The following is a 16,701-nucleotide window of genomic DNA, read 5'->3' as shown; positions in this document are numbered from 1 at the left end:
CCGGGGCGGCATGTCCTGCTTGCGTTGGGTCGCGACTGTCGCCAAGCTATTGTCATGCCGGAATCTTCCCTTCAAAGCCCCTATGGCGCGCTGACCCTTGTCGAGCGCGATGGCGCGATTGCGGCGTTGCGCTGGGGTGGCGGTGCCGGTGATGAAACGCCGCTGCTGCGTGAAGCGGCTGCGCAACTTGCTGACTATTTCGCTGGGGCGCGCCAGAAGTTTGACCTGCCCCTAGGCTTTGCCCCCGGCCTGACCGGTGCTGTCATGCTGGCCATGTGCGCCATTCCCTTTGGCGAGACCCGCACATATGGCGAGCTTGCCCGCGCCCTTGGCGCTTCGGCGCAAGCCATCGGGCAGGCGTGCGGGGCGAATCCCATTCCGATCATCGTGCCCTGTCACCGGATTCTGGGCGCCAAAGGGCTTGGCGGTTATTCCGGCGGCGGGGGGATTGAAACCAAGATTGCCCTGCTCAGGCATGAAGGCGCGGCGGGCCTGCTGCTCTAGCCCGCACTTGCACCCGGCCCATCGCGGCGCTAGGGCTAGGGCGGGTCCATAGGGTGCAGGCATGAGCGTTACGGTTTTTCTGGTGGTTCTGTTTGCAGCCCTGCTTCATGCAAGCTGGAATGCGGTCATCAAAACCGGGGGCGACCGGTTTCAGGGCATGTTGCTGCTAACGCTGTCCCAGGGCGTGATGGGGTTGCTTATGGCGGTGGTTTTCCCCTGGCCGGCCAGCGCCGCCTGGCCGTGGCTGCTTGCCTCGGGTGTTCTGCACACCGCCTACAAGCTGTTTTTGGCCGCCGCCTATGGGCATGGCGATTTGAGCCGCGTCTATCCGATTGCGCGCGGCACGGCACCGATGATCACCGCGCTGGTCGGGGTGTTTGTGCTGGCCGACGAGGTGAGCGGCGTTGAATATGCGGGCATACTCGCCGTTGGTTTAGGCGTGGTGCTGATGGCGCAAGGTGTGTTTGCCAATGGCGAGGGGCGGCGCTTGTTGCCGCTTGCCCTTGGCTCGGCGCTTTGCACGGCGGGCTATTCACTGGTTGACGGGGTTGGCGCACGCATCGCGATGGATGCGGCCAGCTTCACCGGCTGGATGTTCTTTCTTGATGCGATGTTTTTTGCGGTTGCCGCCCTGTTCTGGCGCGGCGCTGCGGTGTTCAGCGCCAGTGGTCTGGCCTGGCGGCGTGGCACGCTGGCCGGGGCCCTGTCGCTGGGGGCCTATTGGATTGCGGTTTGGGCGATGACCAAGGCGCCGATCGCGCTGGTGGCGTCGTTGCGCGAAACCTCGGTGCTGTTTGCCATGCTCATTGGCGTCTTCATCATGCGCGAGCGCGCGGATCCGGGCAAATGGCTGGCCGGCGGGCTTATTTTGAGCGGCGTGCTTTTGATGCGGCTATAGGCCAGATCTGCATGGCCACGCCGATGAACAGCAGATAGCTGCTGGTAATGATCAGCAGGATTTGCGCCAGCCGCGTTGGCTGGAAATCATCGAACCCAACCCAGAACGACACCCCGACCCAGGCGACCATCATCGCCAGCGAAAGCGGCCGGAACCGCCGCGTGCGCACCGGATGAATGAATTTGAGCGGGAAGAACTGCGCCAGCGCCAGCACGGCCACAATGCCCATCATCAGCGGTTTGGGCATGTCGACCGCGAAAAACACCAGCACTACCATGTTCCAGCAGCCCGGAAAGCCGGAAAAGGAGTTGTCAGCGGTTTTCATGCGGGTATCGGCAAAGTAGATCGCGCCTGTCAGGCAGACGACCAGCGCCGCAATCCAGCCCGGCCAGCCCGGCAGCAACCCCGATTGGAACAGCGCATAGGCGGGAATGAACACATAGGTCAGATAGTCGATGATCAGGTCGAGCAGCACACCATCCCATTGCGGGGCGTATTTCTTGACGTTGAATTTGCGCGCAAGCGGGCCGTCGATCCCGTCAACCACAAGCGCGGCCAGCAGCCATAAATACATCATCGACCAGTCATGCGTGCCCGCAGCAAGCATGGCGACAAGCGCAAGCCCGGCGCCTGTGGCGGTGAACAGGTGAACGGCGAAGGCTGGGATGTAATGCTTCATAAAAGCGTCATAAAGAAGCTGATGCGCGGATAACAGCAATTTCTTGCGTTTCAAGTGCGGGAAATGCCGCCCCGGACCTGATCCGGGGCCTCTCACCACCAAACAGGAGGCCCCGGATCAGGTCCGGGGCGGCATGGCTCGCGCCGCTAGTCCTTGCCTGCACGGGGATGGGCGGCGCGGTAAACATCCATCAGCCGGGCCTGATCGACCCCGGTATAAACCTGTGTTGTGGCCAGCGAGGCATGGCCAAGCAGCGCCTGTATGGTGCGCAAATCCCCCCCTGCCGCCAACAGATGCGTGGCAAAGGAATGGCGCATGGCATGGGGGGTTGTGCTGTCGGGCAGGCCAAGCTGGCGGCGGGTATCGGCCATTGTTTTTTGCACGATGCGCGGGCTGAGCGGGCCGCCGCGCAGGCCGATGAACAGCGGGCCATCGCCCATGAGCCTGTGGGGGAGCAGGCGCAGATAGTCATCAACCGCGGCGCGGGCCACGGGCAGAACCGGCACCAGACGTTCGCGCTTGCCCTTGCCAAGAATGCGCAGCACATCGGGCAGGGGGGCATCGGCGCGGCGCAGCCCCAAAGCCTCGGAAATGCGCAAACCGCAGCCGTAAAGCAGGGTCACGACAGCCACATCGCGCGCCGCCACCCACGGCTCGGCCGCCTGAAGCCCGGTCCGGCTGATCATGTCGCGCGCGGCATCCGGGCTGATGGGGCGGGGCAGGCGCGCACCCGCCTTTGGCGCGCGCATGGCCAGAACGGCGCTGGTATCCACGCCCTCGGCCTCTCCCAGCCAGCGATAGAAGGATTTGACGGCCGAAAGCGCGCGCCCAAGGCTGCGCGCGCCCAGACCGTCGGCGCGTTCATGCGCCATCCATGCGCGCAAATCGGCCGTGCGCACGGCCCCAAGGGCGGCAAGCCCGACATCCCCGCCCAGATGCGCCGACATGAAGCCAAGATAGGCGGCAACATCATGGCGATAGGCTTCAATCGTATGGGGGCTGGCGTCGCGCAACCCTTGCAGTTGCGCCAGCCAGCGACCCATAAGATCGGAGGACTGGGCGCTGGGCAGGGTCACGTCAGCCAGCGGCGCAGCACACGTTCCAGCGCGCGGGCCAGAAAGTTGAGAAGATCGCCACCCTGATCGGGCGAGAAATGCGCCGGGTCTTTTGCGCCAAGCGCCAGCAGCGCGGGCAGACGGCCCGCGCCAAGGTCGAGCGCCAGCAAGGCTTCGGACTTCACACGCCCGGCGGCGCCGGTAAACAGCCGCGCCGTATGCGGGCCGGCACCGCGCAGCACAACGGCGCGCTGCGGTGTGGTCGGACTGCCGGTTGCCGCAACACGAATCGTGCCGGGCTTCATCGGGGTAATGACTGGATGCGGCAGGTCCACATCCTGCGCGCCGCTTTCAAGGCAAAGGCGCACAACATCGATTCCCAGAATCGGGGGCAGGTCGCGTTGCAGCGCATCAAGCAGGCCGGCAAAACTGTCGGGCTCCAGCAAGGTCAGCACGGCGCGCTGCACCTGATTGGTGCCCGAGAGATTTTCGTAAGCCGCCGCCACAACCGTGCGATGGGTGCTTTCCAGCGCACCAAGCTGGCCTTCAAGTTCGGCCAGAAAACGTGCGCGCAGATCGACGACATTGCGGTCGGCCTTGTCCTGTGCGCCGATCAGGGCGCGCAGCACATCGGCATCGGCCAGAACCGCTTCGGGATGCTCCAGAATGGCGGCTTTGAGCGTATCTGCGGCGGTGAGGTCCGGATTTTGCATTCCCGCTTACAGGATTTTCTGGCCGGTTTTCGCCCAGTCGGCCATAAAGGCGGCAAGCCCGGCGTCGGTCAGCGGATGGTCGGCCAGCTTTTTCAGCACGGCGGGCGGTGCCGTAACCACATCGGCCCCGATAAGCGCCGATTGCGTAACATGGTTGACGCTGCGCACCGAGGCGACAAGGATCTGGGTTTCAAAGCCGAAATTGTCATAGATCGTGCGGATATCGCCGATCAAATCCATGCCATCGAGGTTGATGTCATCGAGCCGGCCCACAAAGGGCGAAATGAATGTCGCCCCGGCCTTGGCGGCCAGCAGCGCCTGATTGGCGGAAAAACACAGGGTGACGTTGACCATATGGCCTTCATCGGTAAGGGTTTTACAGGTTTTCAACCCAGCCCATGTCAGCGGCACTTTCACCGCGATATTGGGGGCGATCCTGGCGAGTTTGCGGCCTTCGGCGATCATGTCATCGGCTTCCAGCGAGACAACCTCGGCGGATACCGGGCCTTTGACCAGCGCGCAGATTTCCTTGGTGACTTCCAGAATATCGCGCCCCGATTTCAGGATAAGCGAGGGGTTGGTGGTAACACCATCGACCATCCCGGTTGCATTCAGCTCGGCAATCGCGTCAATGTCGGCCGTGTCCACGAAAAATTTCATCTGCTCGTCCCGTCTTTTTGTGCTGATAATGCAGCCCGTTCGGCTGCGCGCGCATCGTAGCGGAACGCGCGGTGGGATGGAATACCAATGAGTGACTTGTTTGGCCAGGAGCGGGATTTTGATGAGGGCGAAGCGGTTGCCGTGCTGACAACCGAGCCGCTGGACCGCTATCTCGACTATCGCGCGCCGTTCGGCGGCGTCGATCTGGGCGCGCTGGTTGAAGTGCCGCTTGGGCCGCGCCGCGTGCTTGGCGCGGTCTGGGGGCCGGGGCAGGGCGGGTTTGACCGTGCCAAACTGCGCAGCATCATCCGTGTGCTGGACGAGCCCGCCATCCCCGCCCCGATGCGCGACTTTCTTGCCCGCGCCGCCGATTACACCATCACCCCGCTCAGCCAGATGCTGCGGCTGGCCACGCGCGCACCGGGGCTGATGCACCCGCCGGGCGATACCAAGGTGCTGGTCGCTGGCACAGCCGCGCCCGACCGGATGACACCGGCGCGTGAAAAGGTGCTGGCGCTGGTCGAGGACTATGGCGGCCTGCCCTTTCAGCCGGGCGAGTTGGCCAATATGGCGGGGGTGTCGGGCTCGGTCATCAAGGGGCTGGTGGCGCAGGGCTGTCTGGTCGAGGTTTTTGCCCCGCGCGACGGGCCGTTCCCGGCGCTCGACCCTGGCCTGCCGGGGGCTGCGTTGAATGCCGAACAGGCGGTGGCGGCGGAACAACTGCGCGCGGGCGTGGCGAGCGGCACCTATGGCACAACGTTGCTGAAGGGCGTAACGGGCTCGGGCAAAACCGAGGTGTATCTGGAAGCCGTGGCCGAGGCGCTGAGGCTTGGCCAGCAGGCTTTGGTGCTGTTGCCGGAAATTGCGCTGAGCGTTGAATTCATGGCCCGCGTTGAAAAACGCTTTGGCGCGCGCCCCGCCGAATGGCATTCGGGCGTGACAATGGCCGAACGCCGCCGCGCATGGAAGGCGGTGGCGCGCGGGCAGGCGCAACTGGTTGTCGGCGCGCGCTCGGCACTGTTTTTGCCGTTTCGGCACCTTGGGGTGATCGTTGTCGATGAAGAACATGACGGCAGTTACAAGCAGGAAGACGGGGTGCATTACCACGCCCGCGATATGGCGGTTCTGCGCGCCAGCATTCTGGGCGCGCAGGTGGTGCTGGCCAGCGCCACGCCCAGCCTTGAGACCTGGGCCAATGCGCAGGCGGGCAAATATGCGCGGCTTGATCTGGCCGAACGGTTTGGTGTGGCCGAAATGCCGGAACTGAGCGCCATTGATATGCGCACCGAGCCGATGCAGCCGAACCAGTGGATTTCGCCCATGCTGGCCGATGCCGTGGCGCAGCGTATGGCCGATGGCGAACAGGCGCTGCTGTTCTTGAACCGGCGCGGCTTTGCGCCGCTTACGCTTTGCCGTGCCTGTGGCCACCAGATCGGCTGCGAGTATTGCGATGCGCGGATGGTCGAACACCGGTTCCTGGCGCGGCTGGTCTGCCATCAATGCGGCGAGAGCAAGCCCGTTCCTGCCGCCTGCCCGTCATGCGCGGTGGAAGGCAAGCTCGCCCCCATCGGCCCCGGCGTTGAACGCCTGGCCGAGGAGGTGGCGGCGCGCTTCCCGGATGCGCGGATTGCGGTGCTTAGCTCTGACATGGCGGGCAGCACACGGGCGATGAAGGCGCGGATTCTGGAGATCGCGCAAGGTGGGGCCGATATCATCATCGGCACGCAGATGGTGGCCAAGGGCCATAACTTTCCGCTGCTCACGCTTGTCGGGGTGATCGATGCCGATCTAGGGCTGGAGGGGGGAGACCTTCGCGCCGCCGAGAAGAGCTTTCAGCTTATCAGGCAGGTGGCGGGCCGCGCCGGGCGGGCCGACAAGCCGGGGCAGGCGCTGATCCAAAGCCACCAGCCCGACCACCCGCTGATCAAGGCGATTATCGCGGGGGATGAGGAGGCGTTTTGGGCGGCAGAGGCCGCAAGCCGGGCGCGTGCCGGCGCCCCCCCCTATGGGCGCATGGCGGGGATTGTGCTGTCTGGCCCGGATGAAGGCGCGGTCTATGCGCTGGCGCGCGAGATGGCGCAGGCTTGGGCGGGGCGGGCAAAGATCGACTCGCAGCTTTTTGGCCCGGCGGCGGCACCTGTTGCGCGCATTCGCGGCCGCCACCGCGTGCGAATGCTCATCAAAACCCCGAAAGGCGCGCCAATCCAGGAGGCGCTGCGCCGCTGGACCGACGGGCTGCGCCTGCCCGCCAATATCCGCCTGACAATCGACATTGACCCGCAAAGCTTTTATTAGGCTGGCCTAGGCGCGAAGCACCCGCTAAAGAAAACCGGTATTTGCAGCCAGAAAGCAGTGAAGAAATGAGCGCGCATCCCACGATTACCCCGCAGCCCGGCATATTGGATATCAGCCTTTATGTCAGCGGCAAGGCGCGGGTGGATGGCGCGCAGAACCGCGTAACCAAGCTTTCGGCCAATGAAAACCCGCACGGGCCGGGGCCGGCTGCGCGCGCCGCTTATGCGGCGGCGGTTGAAGGGCTGGGTGTTTACCCCGAAACCGACCATGCGGGGCTGCGCGGCGCGATTGGTGCGGTGCATGGCTTGGCGGCGTCGCGCATTATCTGCGGTGTCGGCTCGGACGAGATCATCCACTTTTTGTGCCAATGCTATGCCGGGCCGGGTGACGAGGTTCTGTTCACCGAGCATGGTTTTGCCATGTATCGCATTGCGGCGCTGGCGGCCGGGGCAACCCCGGTTGAAGTGGCCGAGCGCGACCGCCACACCGATGTTGATGCGCTGCTGGCTGGCTGCACGGACGCCACGAAACTGGTGTTCATCGCCAACCCCAACAACCCGACCGGCACGATGATTTCGGCTTCTGAAGTGGCGCGCCTGGCCGAGGGGCTGCCGCCACAGGCGCTGCTGGTGCTGGATGGCGCCTATGCCGAATTTGTGCCGGGTTTCGACGGCCATGCCGGGCTTGCGACGGCGCGCAACAATGTGGTGATGACGCGGACATTCTCCAAAATCTACGGGCTGGGTGGGCTGCGCATCGGCTGGGGCTATGGGCCGCAACATGTGATAGACGTGCTGAACCGCATTCGTGGGCCGTTCAACCTGTCGGCCAGCCAGTTGGCGGTGGCCGAGGCGGCGGTGGCTGATCGGGAATATGTGGATGCGTGCCGCGCGGAAAACGCGCGGTTGCGCGACTGGCTGGCGGGTGAATTGGCCGCGATTGGCATTCCGTCGGACCAGAGCCATGCGAATTTCATTCTGGCACGGTTTGACAGCGCCGCGGTTGCACAGGCCGCCGATGCCGCCCTGCAGGCGCGCGGGCTGATCGTGCGCTATGTGGCGAATTACAAACTGCCGCAATGTTTGCGGATCACAATTGGCGATGATCTGGCCTGCCAGGCCGTATTGTCCTGCCTGACGGATTTCATGAAAGGCGGGGCCGATGGCTGAATACAAGCATGTAGCACTGATCGGGCTGGGGCTGATTGCAGGCTCGATCGGGCTTGCAATGCGCCGCGCGGGGATGACTGCGCGCATTTCAGGCTATGCCCGTTCAGCCGCAACCCGCGCCAGGGCGCTGGAGCGCGGGCTGGTTGATGAATGCTTTGAAAGCGCCGCGGAAGCGGTTGTCGGGGCGGATCTGGTTATCCTGTGTGTGCCCGTTGGGGTTATGGGGGCGCTCGCCGCCGAAATTGCCCCGCATCTGGCTTCGGGCGCAACCGTGTCCGATGTCGGCTCGGTCAAGGCCGAGGTGATGGAGGCGATTGCCCCGCATCTGCCAGACAACGTGCATTTCGTGCCCGCGCATCCGCTCGCCGGAACCGAGCATTCGGGGCCGGATTCCGGCTTTGCCAGCCTGTTTGACAACCGCTGGTGCCTGATGACCCCGGATGAAGGAAGCGACCCGGAGGCTGTTCAGCGGCTCATCGATTACTGGAGGGCGCTGGGTGCCAGGGTAGATACGATGGATGCTGCGCATCATGATCTGGTTGTTGCTGTCACCAGCCACGCGCCGCATCTGATTGCCTATACGATGGTGGGTGTCGCGGATGATCTGAAGCGGGTCACGGAATCTGAAGTCATCAACTACTCCGCCGGCGGGTTTCGGGATTTTACGCGCATCGCCTCATCGGACCCAACCATGTGGCGCGATGTGTTCCTGCACAACAAGGCCGCGACGCTGGAAATTCTCGGTCGCTTCACCGAGGAGCTGTTTGCGCTGCAACGCGCCATCCGCACCGGAGATGGCGATATGCTGCATGACTATTTTACCCGCACGCGTGCGATTCGCCGTGGTATCATCGATGCAGGCCAGGACAGCGCCGCCCCGGATTTCGGCCGCGTCAAACCCTGAGCCGCGCGGAAAATCGCGCAAGCCACCGTGCAAGGCTGACCGGGGCGGCGATTTGCGCTAGGCTGTGGCAAAGGAGCGGCGGATGCGGATGGTCTTGTGGCTGACGATGATGATTGGGCTGGCGGCCTGTATCGGCCGCTCGTCCTATACGCCATCGCCCGGGCTGGTGCGGCTGTGCAATGACAATCGGATTTATGGCGAGCGCGTTGGCGTGGTCGAGGGGAGCGGCATTTGTGGCATTGGCAATGCGGTGCGCATTCGCGAAATTGCCGGTGTAACGCTTGACCCTGGCGCCACGCTGAACTGCCGCTCGGCCAAGGTGCTGGCCGATTGGGTGGAGGCGGATGCGCGCGCCGCGCTGCGCAGCATGAATGCGCGGCTGGCAAGTATGCGTGTTTTTGCCTCATATGCCTGCCGGCCGCGCAACTCGCAGCCCGGCGCGCGGATATCGGAACATGCCTTGGGCAATGCGATAGATATTGGCGAATTCCGGCTGAGCAATGGCGAAACGCTGGTGGTGGAAAGCGACTGGAAACAAGGCGCGGCGGGCGATGCGCTGGAGCGTTTGCACAGCAGCGCCTGTGGCACATTCGGCACCGTTCTGGGGCCGGACTCAGACCGGTTCCACTATAACCATTTCCATTTTGATACGGCTGAATACCGGTCGGGCAGTTATTGCCGCTAGCAGTTTTTGCGCCTTGCGAGCGCTAGCGGGGGGGGTTCACACCCCCAGACCCACGCCCAAGGCTGGGGGTTTCACACCCCCAGACCCATGCCTAAGGCTGGGGGTTTCACACCCCCAGACCCCCGTGGGATATTTCCAAGCAAAAGATGGGGTCAGCGGCGGTTTATCTGCGGGGCGGGGCCAAGATTGATTGGGCCGAGCCGGGTGCGGCGATTGTTAAAGCGCAGCGGCAGGGTCAGCGTATTGCCGCGCGCGGCCAGCTGTGTCAGCGCGGCGATGGTGCCACCTGCGAGGTTGGGCTCCAGCACCCCGGCGGCGCGTAGCGCCGCAATCGCCAGGCGCACGTTTTCGATGCGCAGTGAGATTTCGCCGTCAAGCGTGCCATCGGCCAGCACATCGACTTCGCCCTGGGCGGTGAGCCCAAGCTCGCCCCATTGAAGCGCGAAGCTTTGCAGGCTGATATGGCGCGCGCGCGGGGGGCGGGTTTCAAAGCTGAGCCTGTCCCAGGGCGCATCATAGGTGGTGGTGCTGTCAATGGCGATGGACTGGATGAGACGCGGCAAATCGGGTGGGGTGCCCTGCCAGCGGATTCCGGGGTTGAAGGCGCTCAGCGACAGGCCGAAACGATAGTCCAGCGGGCTGTCGGTGACTTTTTCAAAGGCCAGGTAGGCAAAGTCAAACGCGGCCTCCCAGCCTGTGCCGCCCTGGATTTCCATATTCGCGGCTTCGAGCCGGACACGTTCGAGCGAAAGGTCGACGGAGGGTTCCACGACCACCGAGGCGCGCAGCGTGCGCGCGTTCAGCCGTGCAACCAGTTGCGGGGTCGACAGGGTTTGTTCGCCCTGAAAGGAAATGATCACATGGTTGGGTTTGTAGGAGAGCGCGGCAATTTTGAGCGCATCGCCTTGCAGACCCCAGCGGGCAAAGGGGTTTTCGAGCAGGTAATCGGTGATTGTCGTATCAAAGCGGTTGGGAAAGCCGCGCACGTTCAGCGTGTCGTATTGGGCTGTCCAGCCGCGCGCGGTCTGGGTTTTGAACCATTCGGTCAGCGCGATATTCTTGGCCGATGCGCCGATAAACCAATAGCCGCCCCAAAGCGAGGCGGCAAGGATGACCAAAAAGAGAAGTTTGCGCATGATTGCCTGTTTTACTGTTTGCCCCGTCTGACTATACCAAAGCGACGCGCAGCAACAGGGTCAACGCAACGGAGGCAGGATGGCGGACGAGTTTTGAGTATTTGCCTATGGCAGCCTGATCTGGAACCCCGGTTTTGAGGTTGCCGAGGCCTGTCTTGCGCGTGCCGAAGGGTTCCGTCGCGGGTTTTACATGCGCTCGGTGCATTATCGTGGCACCCATGAGCGGCCGGGGCTGGTGCTGGCGCTGGATGTATGCGCGGGGCAAAGTTGCACCGGTATGGCGCTGCGGGCGGCGCCCGGAACCGGCGATGCCGTTCTGGCCTATTTGCGCGACCGCGAGTTGATTTCCTATGCCTATTACGAGCAGACCTGCCACCTGACCTTGCAGGATGGCCGCGCAGTCGATGCGACAACCTTTGTTGTTGCCCGCGATCATGCGCAATATGCCGGCGATTTGCCGCTTGAGGCGCAAGCCGAAATAATCGCGCGCGCCGAAGGCTCCGCCGGGCCGAACCGGGACTATCTGGAGAATACGGTGAACAGCCTGCGCGGGCTGGATATTGACGCGCCTGATCTGTTTGAGCTGGCGCGAATGGTTCAGGCCCGCAGCGCATAAAAAACCCCGCCGAAGCGGGGTTCTTTTGGCATTTCGGTCAGGTTACTGCGCCGAAAGCTGGCGGCTGACGATCAGGAACCATTCGCCCGATTCAACCATTGCGCGCAGACCTGCATTGAGCAGGGCGATCTGGCTGCGGCCCATCGGATTGGTTTTCGGTGTCAGCACATGCAGGGTTTGAATCGACTGAAGGCCGGGCACTTCGGCAACCTGGGCTTCCAGCCCCAGCGCGCCGATGGTTTCTTCGCCGGTCAACTGGTTGATGGTGTAAACATCGACCTCGCCAGAGGCCAGCATCCGCAGACATTCCTGCGGGGTTGCGGGTGATACCAGCGTGGCATTTTCGATCAACCCGGCCTGGGCAAGGTCAAACTGGAAATAGCCTTCCGGGCGGCAGATGGTTGTGCCGTAAATATCTTCGGGCTTCTGGGCGCGGGCATAGGGGCCGTCGGCCAGAACGAACATCGAGATCACAACCTCGTAGAACGGGTCTGAATGGTCGAATTTCGTGCAACGCTCGCGGTCAGACTGGTTCAGGGGTTCAAGATTGGTGCAATCGGGCAGATACCAGGGGAAGCCCATATCATAGGCGCCATTGGGTAGAAGCGTTGCCAGGTGTGAGCCCCAGTCCTTGACGAAATCGACACGCGCTTCGCGGTTCGGATCGGCAATTTCAAGCGCGCGCATCACAAGTTCGGTATACATGCCGCCTTCGGGCAATTCGGGGCCGGTGAAAGGCGCATAGTCAGCGCCGGTCACAAAGGTGATCGGGGCGACGAACGGGGTCATACCGCCGGTGGGAGGCGCGACCGGCTCGCTGAGCGGTGGCACGGCGCCTGCGCTGACGGTGCTGGCGTCGACCGTGCTGGCAAAGCTGCCCGCGGAGGTGTTCGCGCCGGGGTTCGTGCCGTCTTCGCATGGCATTTGAATGACGGTTCCAACCGTGATCAGGTTCGGGTTGGCGCCAATCACATCGCGGTTGGCCAGATAAACGAGCTGAAACAATGCCGGATTGTCAAAGGCGCGCCGCGCGATGGATTGCAACGAGTCGCCTGCGCGAATTGTATAGTTGTCACAGGGCGTTTGCGCCTGCGCCGTGCCAAATGTTCCTGCCGCGACAAGTAGCGACATAGTGACGATGCGTTTTAGCATTAATCCCCTCCCGTAGGGTCTTTTTCAAACACCGGCAGACATCACGCGTCTGCGCTCATTATTCGTTTTCGGGCCGGACGTAAGGGGAGGGTCGAAAACCCGAGCGCCCCTGGCCAGCGCGCGGCTACCCCGGATCAGGATAGCAAGTCTCTCATCATGGCGCGCCATTCGCCGCTGGACACCATATTTGCGAAGCCTTCATTCAACATGCTGAGCATTTTCACGCCCTGGGCATTGCCGTTATGCGAAACGGCATGAACGGTTTTGGTCCAGGTGAAGCGGCTGATAACGGCCACATCGCCGCGCAGATCGATATTGCCGATCGCATTGTCGACCGACAGGAAATCGGCATAGACCAGATCGGCTTCGCCCGACCAGAGCTGGTCGAAACAGGCGGAAATCGAGCCCGGTTCGGTCATCGTGGTGGAATCGAGCGCAAGGCCCAGATCCTGAAGCTCTTCGAACGGATAGAAGTCGGGGATGCAGACAACCTTGCCGGCAAGCTCTTCGGCCGTGGAAATTTCCAGATCATCGGCTTTGCGCGAAAACAGGGTCGTGACCACTTCGAACATTGGTGCGGAGAAGTAGAAATCGTTGCACAGATTGCGCGAAACGCCGCTTAGATTGCCCGAAAAACAATTGGGGCGGATCACCGGAAAGCCGACTTCGAGCCGTGCATCCTGATACATGGCTTCAAGCGATTGCGCACTGCCAAGCGTTGACAGGCTGACCGCGGGCATCCCTTCGCCCGCGCGCATCAGCGCCTGGGCCATAATGGTTGGCATGGCACCACCATTGGGCAGATCGGCCCCGGTAAAGGGCGCTTCCGACAGCAGGGCAATCAGCCCGCCGTTGAATTCGGCCGTTTGCGCACTGGCTGCGGGCGCGCCAAGCGAGCGCGTCGCCCCGGCGGATGCCGTGGCGGCTGGCGCTGGCGCGGCCGGCGCGGGTGCCAAAGCGGCGGGGGCGGCAGCGGCTGCGGGGGCGGCGCCTGCAACCACGGTTTGCCCGCCCGTTTGCCCTGGCGCACAGGGAATGTTCAGAACCATGCCAATTGTTATCAGGTTCGGATCACCGCCAACAACCGCACGGTTGGCACGGTAGATGATCGGCGACTGATCGCGCGTTCCCAGATAGCGTTCTGCAATTATTCGCAGCGTTTCACCACGCACAACAGTGTGCGACGAACAAATGTCGGACTGTTGGGCATAACTTGCGGTGGAGATAGTCAGTGCGATAAGCACAGCAGGTAAAAGTTTCACGTGCGCGTCCCGTTAATTAACCCCGAAATCAACGCCACTATCATACTATTCTGCAATGGGTGCAAGTGTTTCTAGGCGCAAGAGTTGCGTTCACATCAATATGTTACCGTATAACGGCGCACAGCCAGTCGAATGCGCCGGATGCGCGCAAGCGCAATTGGCCCCGGGCGCCCCGCCCCGGCGCGCCAAACGGGCTTTGGTGAAGCAACGGCGGCTGGGGTCAGGCCTCGATCACCAGCCGCACACCATCGACCGCCTTGATCTTGACCATGTCACCGACCTCGGCCGTGGCACCTTCGGGCCAGGCCGCCGGCCATTGCACGCCGCCAACCTCGACATGCCCCTCGCCCTGATTGAAGCTGATCACCTTGGCCCGGCGGCCCACCAGCCCGCCGGTGCGGGCGTTCAACCCGGTGGTGGGCACATCGTCGCTGGTGCGGTTGAACATGGCGCGGCCTGCAAAGGTCAGCGCAAGGGCCAGCAGCGCAAAGCCTATGGTTATCACCTCGCCCGACAGGCCGGGCACAAGCCAGACGACCAGCGCCACAATCATTGCCGCAAAGCCGGGCCAGATCAGGATGAAGGCGGGTGCCAGAATTTCGGCGGCCAGCAGCAACACACCAAAGGCGAACCAATACCACGGCGGTATCGCCGCAATTTCCGCAAAAAAGGCCGAACCGGACATTATTTGCCATCCTTGCCAAAGGTCGCCTTGGCAATGTCGCCAATGCCCGCGATAGAGCCGAGCAGGCCGGACGCTTCGAGCGGGATCATCACGGTCTTGGTGTTGGGCGAGCTGGCAATGCCCTGCAGCGCCTCGGTGTATTTCTGTGCGATGAAGTAATTGATCGCCTGAATGTCACCGGCGGCAATTGCCTCGGACACCATTTTCGTGGCCTTCGCCTCGGCTTCGGCGGCGCGTTCGCGGGCCTCGGCATCCAGGAAGGCGGCCTCGCGGCGGCCCTCGGCCTCGCGGATCTGCGCCTCGCGCTCACCCTCGGCCTTCAGAACGGCGGCCTGTTTCATGCCTTCGGCCTGCAAGATGGCGGCGCGTTTTTCACGCTCTGCCTTCATTTGCCGGGCCATTGCCTCGTTGATATCGGCGGGTGGCGCAAGATCCTTGATCTCGATTCGCGTCACCTTGACCCCCCAGCTGTTGGAGGCTTCGTCGATCACCGAAAGCAGCTTGTGGTTGATGACATCGCGATTCGACAGGCTTTCATCGAGGTCCATCGAGCCGACGACGGAACGGATATTGGTCTGGCTGAGGTTGGACAGGGCGCGCTCGAGGTCGCGCACCTCGTAAGCGGCGCGGGCGGCATCGACGATTTGATAAAAGGCCACCGCATCGGCCACGACCATTGCGTTATCGCGGGTAATCACCTCTTGGCTGGGAATATCCAGCACGGTTTCCATCATGGAAATTTTCGCGCCAAGCTTGTCGATGATCGGGATCAGAAAGCCGATACCGGGCTTGAGCGTGCGTGTGTAACGGCCAAATCGCTCAACAGTCCATTCTTCGCCCTGCGGGATGGTTTTCACCATCATGAAAATCATGATCAGTGCGAAGACGACGATCGCAATGGCGGCTGGTCCGATGGTGCTGAGCATAATCTTCTTCCTTTGCAGAGCGATTAACAAATACCTGAATGTAAATTAGCCCAGTTGTGCTTTGACGCAAGCGATATTGGGCAGTAGTTTGCGAAGGTTGGCATCGGTGCAGTGGCGTTTTGTGCCGATCAGCTAATGTATGAAGGGGTAATTATGCTTTTAGACACGGCCAAAGAGCCGCATTTCAGCCAGCCGACACGCCAAACGCTGACCATGTTTGTCATTCTGGGGCTGGTTGGTGGCGGTGCCTATGTCTCTTACCCGTTTGTCGAGCCGATCATCCTGGCCTCGCCCTATCTGAACGGGTTTATCCTTGCGGTCTTTGTGATCGGGCTTTTCGCCTGTTTCTGGCAGATGTGGACGCTCACGCTTTCGGTGCAATGGATCGAGGGTTTCGCGCTCGACCGGCCCGGCAACGAATTTGTGGCCTCGCCGCGGCTGCTGGCCCCGCTTGCGGCCATGTTGCGCGATACACGCGCGCGCCGCTCGCTGACCTCAACGTCGACCCGCTCGATCCTTGATTCGGTGGCCACCCGGCTGGATGAGGCGCGCGACATCACGCGCTATATCATCAACCTGCTGATTTTCCTTGGCCTTCTGGGCACGTTCTTTGGCCTGGCCACCACGGTGCCGGCCGTTGTCGACACCATTCGCAGCCTTGCCCCGCAAGAGGGCCAGTCGGCGATGGACTCCTTTGGCCGCCTGATGACCGGGCTTGAAGAACAGCTTGGCGGCATGGGCACCGCCTTTTCCAGCTCGCTGCTGGGGCTGACCGGTTCGCTGGTGGTGGGGCTGCTGGAACTCTTCGCCGGCCACGGCCAGAACCGCTTTTACATGGAGCTGGAAGAATGGCTGTCCTCCATCACGCGTATCAGCCTGTTTTCGGGCGATGGCGATGGTGGCGGTGATACATCGGGCCTGCATGGCCTGGCCGAGCAAACCGGGCTACAGCTTGAAACCCTGAAAGATGTCGTGCTGCGCGGCGAAGAGGCCCGTCAGAAGACCGATGCAAGCCTGGCCCGCCTTGCCGAAGGCATTTCGGATATGACCCATGCGGTGCAAAAGGGCGGCAGCGGGGGTGGCATTGGGGGCAGCGCAATGGCCGTGCTGGAGCGGATTGCCGCCTCGCAGGCCGAAGTTGCCAAGGTGCTGCGCAGTCGCGAAGAAGAAGCCGGCCTGCTGGACAGCGAAGCGCGCGCGCGGCTGCGCAATATAGATGTGCAGCTTTTGCGCATTCTCGAAGAAATGTCGGCCGGGCGGCAGGATGCAATTGCCGAACTGCGCTCGGACCTTGCGCAGATTGCGCAAAGCGTGGTCGCCCTGGCACATGCACAGGGCCAGAACCCCAGGGGCAAGGACTAG

The 16,701-nt window shown here is 62.6% G+C and carries 16 protein-coding genes and 1 pseudogene; 8 read left to right on the top strand and 9 right to left on the bottom strand.

The annotated features are described in order from the left end of the window. Nucleotides 1-54 precede the first annotated feature (54 nt). Nucleotides 55-504 carry a methylated-DNA--[protein]-cysteine S-methyltransferase gene (locus tag LGT41_RS01780; protein WP_274128292.1) on the top strand — a complete coding sequence of 150 codons (450 nt, stop codon included), beginning with the start codon at nucleotides 55-57 and terminating at the stop codon, nucleotides 502-504. 61 nt (nucleotides 505-565) lie between these two features. After that, nucleotides 566-1,402 carry an EamA family transporter gene (locus LGT41_RS01775; RefSeq protein ID WP_274128291.1) on the top strand — a complete coding sequence of 279 codons (837 nt, stop codon included), beginning with the start codon at nucleotides 566-568 and terminating at the stop codon, nucleotides 1,400-1,402. Here the strand turns inward: LGT41_RS01775 and LGT41_RS01770 are convergent. The 4 genes from LGT41_RS01770 to fsa form a co-directional block, all read right to left on the bottom strand. Continuing rightward, a complete protein-coding gene (locus LGT41_RS01770; RefSeq protein ID WP_274128290.1) occupies nucleotides 1,368-2,081 on the bottom strand; it encodes a CDP-alcohol phosphatidyltransferase family protein in 714 nt (237 codons plus the stop codon). The genes LGT41_RS01775 and LGT41_RS01770 overlap by 35 nt on opposite strands. 146 nt (nucleotides 2,082-2,227) lie before the next feature. Beyond that, a complete protein-coding gene (locus tag LGT41_RS01765) occupies nucleotides 2,228-3,157 on the bottom strand; it encodes a tyrosine recombinase XerC (RefSeq protein WP_420720195.1) in 930 nt (309 codons plus the stop codon). Further along, entirely contained in the window at nucleotides 3,154-3,849 is a 696-nt protein-coding gene (locus tag LGT41_RS01760; RefSeq protein ID WP_274128289.1) for a DUF484 family protein, read from the bottom strand. The genes LGT41_RS01765 and LGT41_RS01760 overlap by 4 nt, the downstream gene beginning before the upstream one ends. A gap of 6 nt (nucleotides 3,850-3,855) precedes the next feature. Further along, entirely contained in the window at nucleotides 3,856-4,509 is a 654-nt protein-coding gene (gene fsa, locus LGT41_RS01755; RefSeq protein WP_274128288.1) for a fructose-6-phosphate aldolase, read from the bottom strand. A gap of 87 nt (nucleotides 4,510-4,596) precedes the next feature. Here fsa and LGT41_RS01750 point away from each other — a divergent pair, with 87 nt between their 5' ends. The 4 genes from LGT41_RS01750 to LGT41_RS01735 all read left to right on the top strand — a co-directional run bounded on the left by LGT41_RS01750 (nucleotide 4,597) and on the right by LGT41_RS01735 (nucleotide 9,562). Next, entirely contained in the window at nucleotides 4,597-6,804 is a 2,208-nt protein-coding gene (locus LGT41_RS01750) for a primosomal protein N' (protein WP_274128287.1), read from the top strand. 65 nt (nucleotides 6,805-6,869) lie between these two features. Next, nucleotides 6,870-7,973: a histidinol-phosphate transaminase gene (gene hisC / locus LGT41_RS01745; protein ID WP_274128286.1), complete on the top strand. Its 1,104-nt coding sequence runs from the start codon at nucleotides 6,870-6,872 to the stop codon at nucleotides 7,971-7,973. After that, on the top strand, nucleotides 7,966-8,877 hold the full coding sequence (locus tag LGT41_RS01740; protein WP_274128285.1) for a prephenate/arogenate dehydrogenase family protein: 912 nt from the start codon (nucleotides 7,966-7,968) through the stop codon (nucleotides 8,875-8,877). Before hisC ends, LGT41_RS01740 begins: the two co-directional genes overlap by 8 nt. Before the next feature lie 82 nt (nucleotides 8,878-8,959). Continuing rightward, nucleotides 8,960-9,562: an extensin-like domain-containing protein gene (locus LGT41_RS01735; RefSeq protein ID WP_274128284.1), complete on the top strand. Its 603-nt coding sequence runs from the start codon at nucleotides 8,960-8,962 to the stop codon at nucleotides 9,560-9,562. Between the two features lie 152 nt (nucleotides 9,563-9,714). Here LGT41_RS01735 and LGT41_RS01730 read toward each other — a convergent pair whose 3' ends face one another. Next, a complete protein-coding gene (locus LGT41_RS01730; RefSeq protein WP_274128283.1) occupies nucleotides 9,715-10,698 on the bottom strand; it encodes a DUF2125 domain-containing protein in 984 nt (327 codons plus the stop codon). A gap of 97 nt (nucleotides 10,699-10,795) precedes the next feature. Between LGT41_RS01730 and LGT41_RS01725 the strand changes: the two are divergent. Beyond that, a pseudogene (locus LGT41_RS01725) lies at nucleotides 10,796-11,314 on the top strand (gamma-glutamylcyclotransferase); the annotation flags it as partial. A gap of 42 nt (nucleotides 11,315-11,356) precedes the next feature. Here LGT41_RS01725 and LGT41_RS01720 read toward each other — a convergent pair. The 4 genes from LGT41_RS01720 to LGT41_RS01705 form a co-directional block, all read right to left on the bottom strand. Beyond that, nucleotides 11,357-12,466: a transporter substrate-binding domain-containing protein gene (locus LGT41_RS01720; protein WP_274128282.1), complete on the bottom strand. Its 1,110-nt coding sequence runs from the start codon at nucleotides 12,464-12,466 to the stop codon at nucleotides 11,357-11,359. Nucleotides 12,467-12,600: 134 nt separating this feature from the next. Then, nucleotides 12,601-13,728 (bottom strand): transporter substrate-binding domain-containing protein, encoded by a 1,128-nt coding sequence (locus LGT41_RS01715; RefSeq protein ID WP_274128281.1) that lies wholly within the window; start codon nucleotides 13,726-13,728, stop codon nucleotides 12,601-12,603. Between the two features lie 220 nt (nucleotides 13,729-13,948). Continuing rightward, the gene (locus LGT41_RS01710; protein ID WP_274128280.1) at nucleotides 13,949-14,413 is read right to left on the bottom strand and encodes an NfeD family protein; all 465 of its coding nucleotides are present in this window, start codon (nucleotides 14,411-14,413) and stop codon (nucleotides 13,949-13,951) included. Then, on the bottom strand, nucleotides 14,413-15,339 hold the full coding sequence (locus tag LGT41_RS01705; protein ID WP_274128279.1) for an SPFH domain-containing protein: 927 nt from the start codon (nucleotides 15,337-15,339) through the stop codon (nucleotides 14,413-14,415). Before LGT41_RS01705 ends, LGT41_RS01710 begins: the two co-directional genes overlap by 1 nt. A 153-nt stretch (nucleotides 15,340-15,492) precedes the next feature. On the opposite strand from LGT41_RS01705, the gene LGT41_RS01700 reads away from it, so the two are divergent. Then, on the top strand, nucleotides 15,493-16,701 hold the full coding sequence (locus LGT41_RS01700; protein WP_274128278.1) for a biopolymer transporter ExbB: 1,209 nt from the start codon (nucleotides 15,493-15,495) through the stop codon (nucleotides 16,699-16,701).

This window comes from Abyssibius alkaniclasticus (assembly GCF_020447305.1).
Lineage (GTDB): Bacteria > Pseudomonadota > Alphaproteobacteria > Rhodobacterales > Rhodobacteraceae > Abyssibius > Abyssibius alkaniclasticus.
The sequence above is the reverse complement of the archived record's forward strand: the minus strand, read 5'-3'. Positions and strand labels throughout refer to the sequence as shown.

What these genes read in the sequence shown, in the direction of transcription:
- LGT41_RS01750 (WP_274128287.1), top strand. Translation starts at nt 4,597, where the DNA reads ATGAGTGACTTGTTTGGCCAGGAGCGGGATTTTGATGAGGGCGAAGCG.
- LGT41_RS01770 (WP_274128290.1), bottom strand. Translation starts at nt 2,081, where the DNA reads ATGAAGCATTACATCCCAGCCTTCGCCGTTCACCTGTTCACCGCCACA.
- LGT41_RS01705 (WP_274128279.1), bottom strand. Translation starts at nt 15,339, where the DNA reads ATGCTCAGCACCATCGGACCAGCCGCCATTGCGATCGTCGTCTTCGCA.
- LGT41_RS01740 (WP_274128285.1), top strand. Translation starts at nt 7,966, where the DNA reads ATGGCTGAATACAAGCATGTAGCACTGATCGGGCTGGGGCTGATTGCA.
- LGT41_RS01700 (WP_274128278.1), top strand. Translation starts at nt 15,493, where the DNA reads ATGCTTTTAGACACGGCCAAAGAGCCGCATTTCAGCCAGCCGACACGC.
- LGT41_RS01760 (WP_274128289.1), bottom strand. Translation starts at nt 3,849, where the DNA reads ATGCAAAATCCGGACCTCACCGCCGCAGATACGCTCAAAGCCGCCATT.
- LGT41_RS01710 (WP_274128280.1), bottom strand. Translation starts at nt 14,413, where the DNA reads ATGTCCGGTTCGGCCTTTTTTGCGGAAATTGCGGCGATACCGCCGTGG.
- LGT41_RS01720 (WP_274128282.1), bottom strand. Translation starts at nt 12,466, where the DNA reads ATGCTAAAACGCATCGTCACTATGTCGCTACTTGTCGCGGCAGGAACA.
- LGT41_RS01735 (WP_274128284.1), top strand. Translation starts at nt 8,960, where the DNA reads ATGCGGATGGTCTTGTGGCTGACGATGATGATTGGGCTGGCGGCCTGT.
- hisC (WP_274128286.1), top strand. Translation starts at nt 6,870, where the DNA reads ATGAGCGCGCATCCCACGATTACCCCGCAGCCCGGCATATTGGATATC.
- LGT41_RS01730 (WP_274128283.1), bottom strand. Translation starts at nt 10,698, where the DNA reads ATGCGCAAACTTCTCTTTTTGGTCATCCTTGCCGCCTCGCTTTGGGGC.
- LGT41_RS01780 (WP_274128292.1), top strand. Translation starts at nt 55, where the DNA reads ATGCCGGAATCTTCCCTTCAAAGCCCCTATGGCGCGCTGACCCTTGTC.
- fsa (WP_274128288.1), bottom strand. Translation starts at nt 4,509, where the DNA reads ATGAAATTTTTCGTGGACACGGCCGACATTGACGCGATTGCCGAGCTG.
- LGT41_RS01775 (WP_274128291.1), top strand. Translation starts at nt 566, where the DNA reads ATGAGCGTTACGGTTTTTCTGGTGGTTCTGTTTGCAGCCCTGCTTCAT.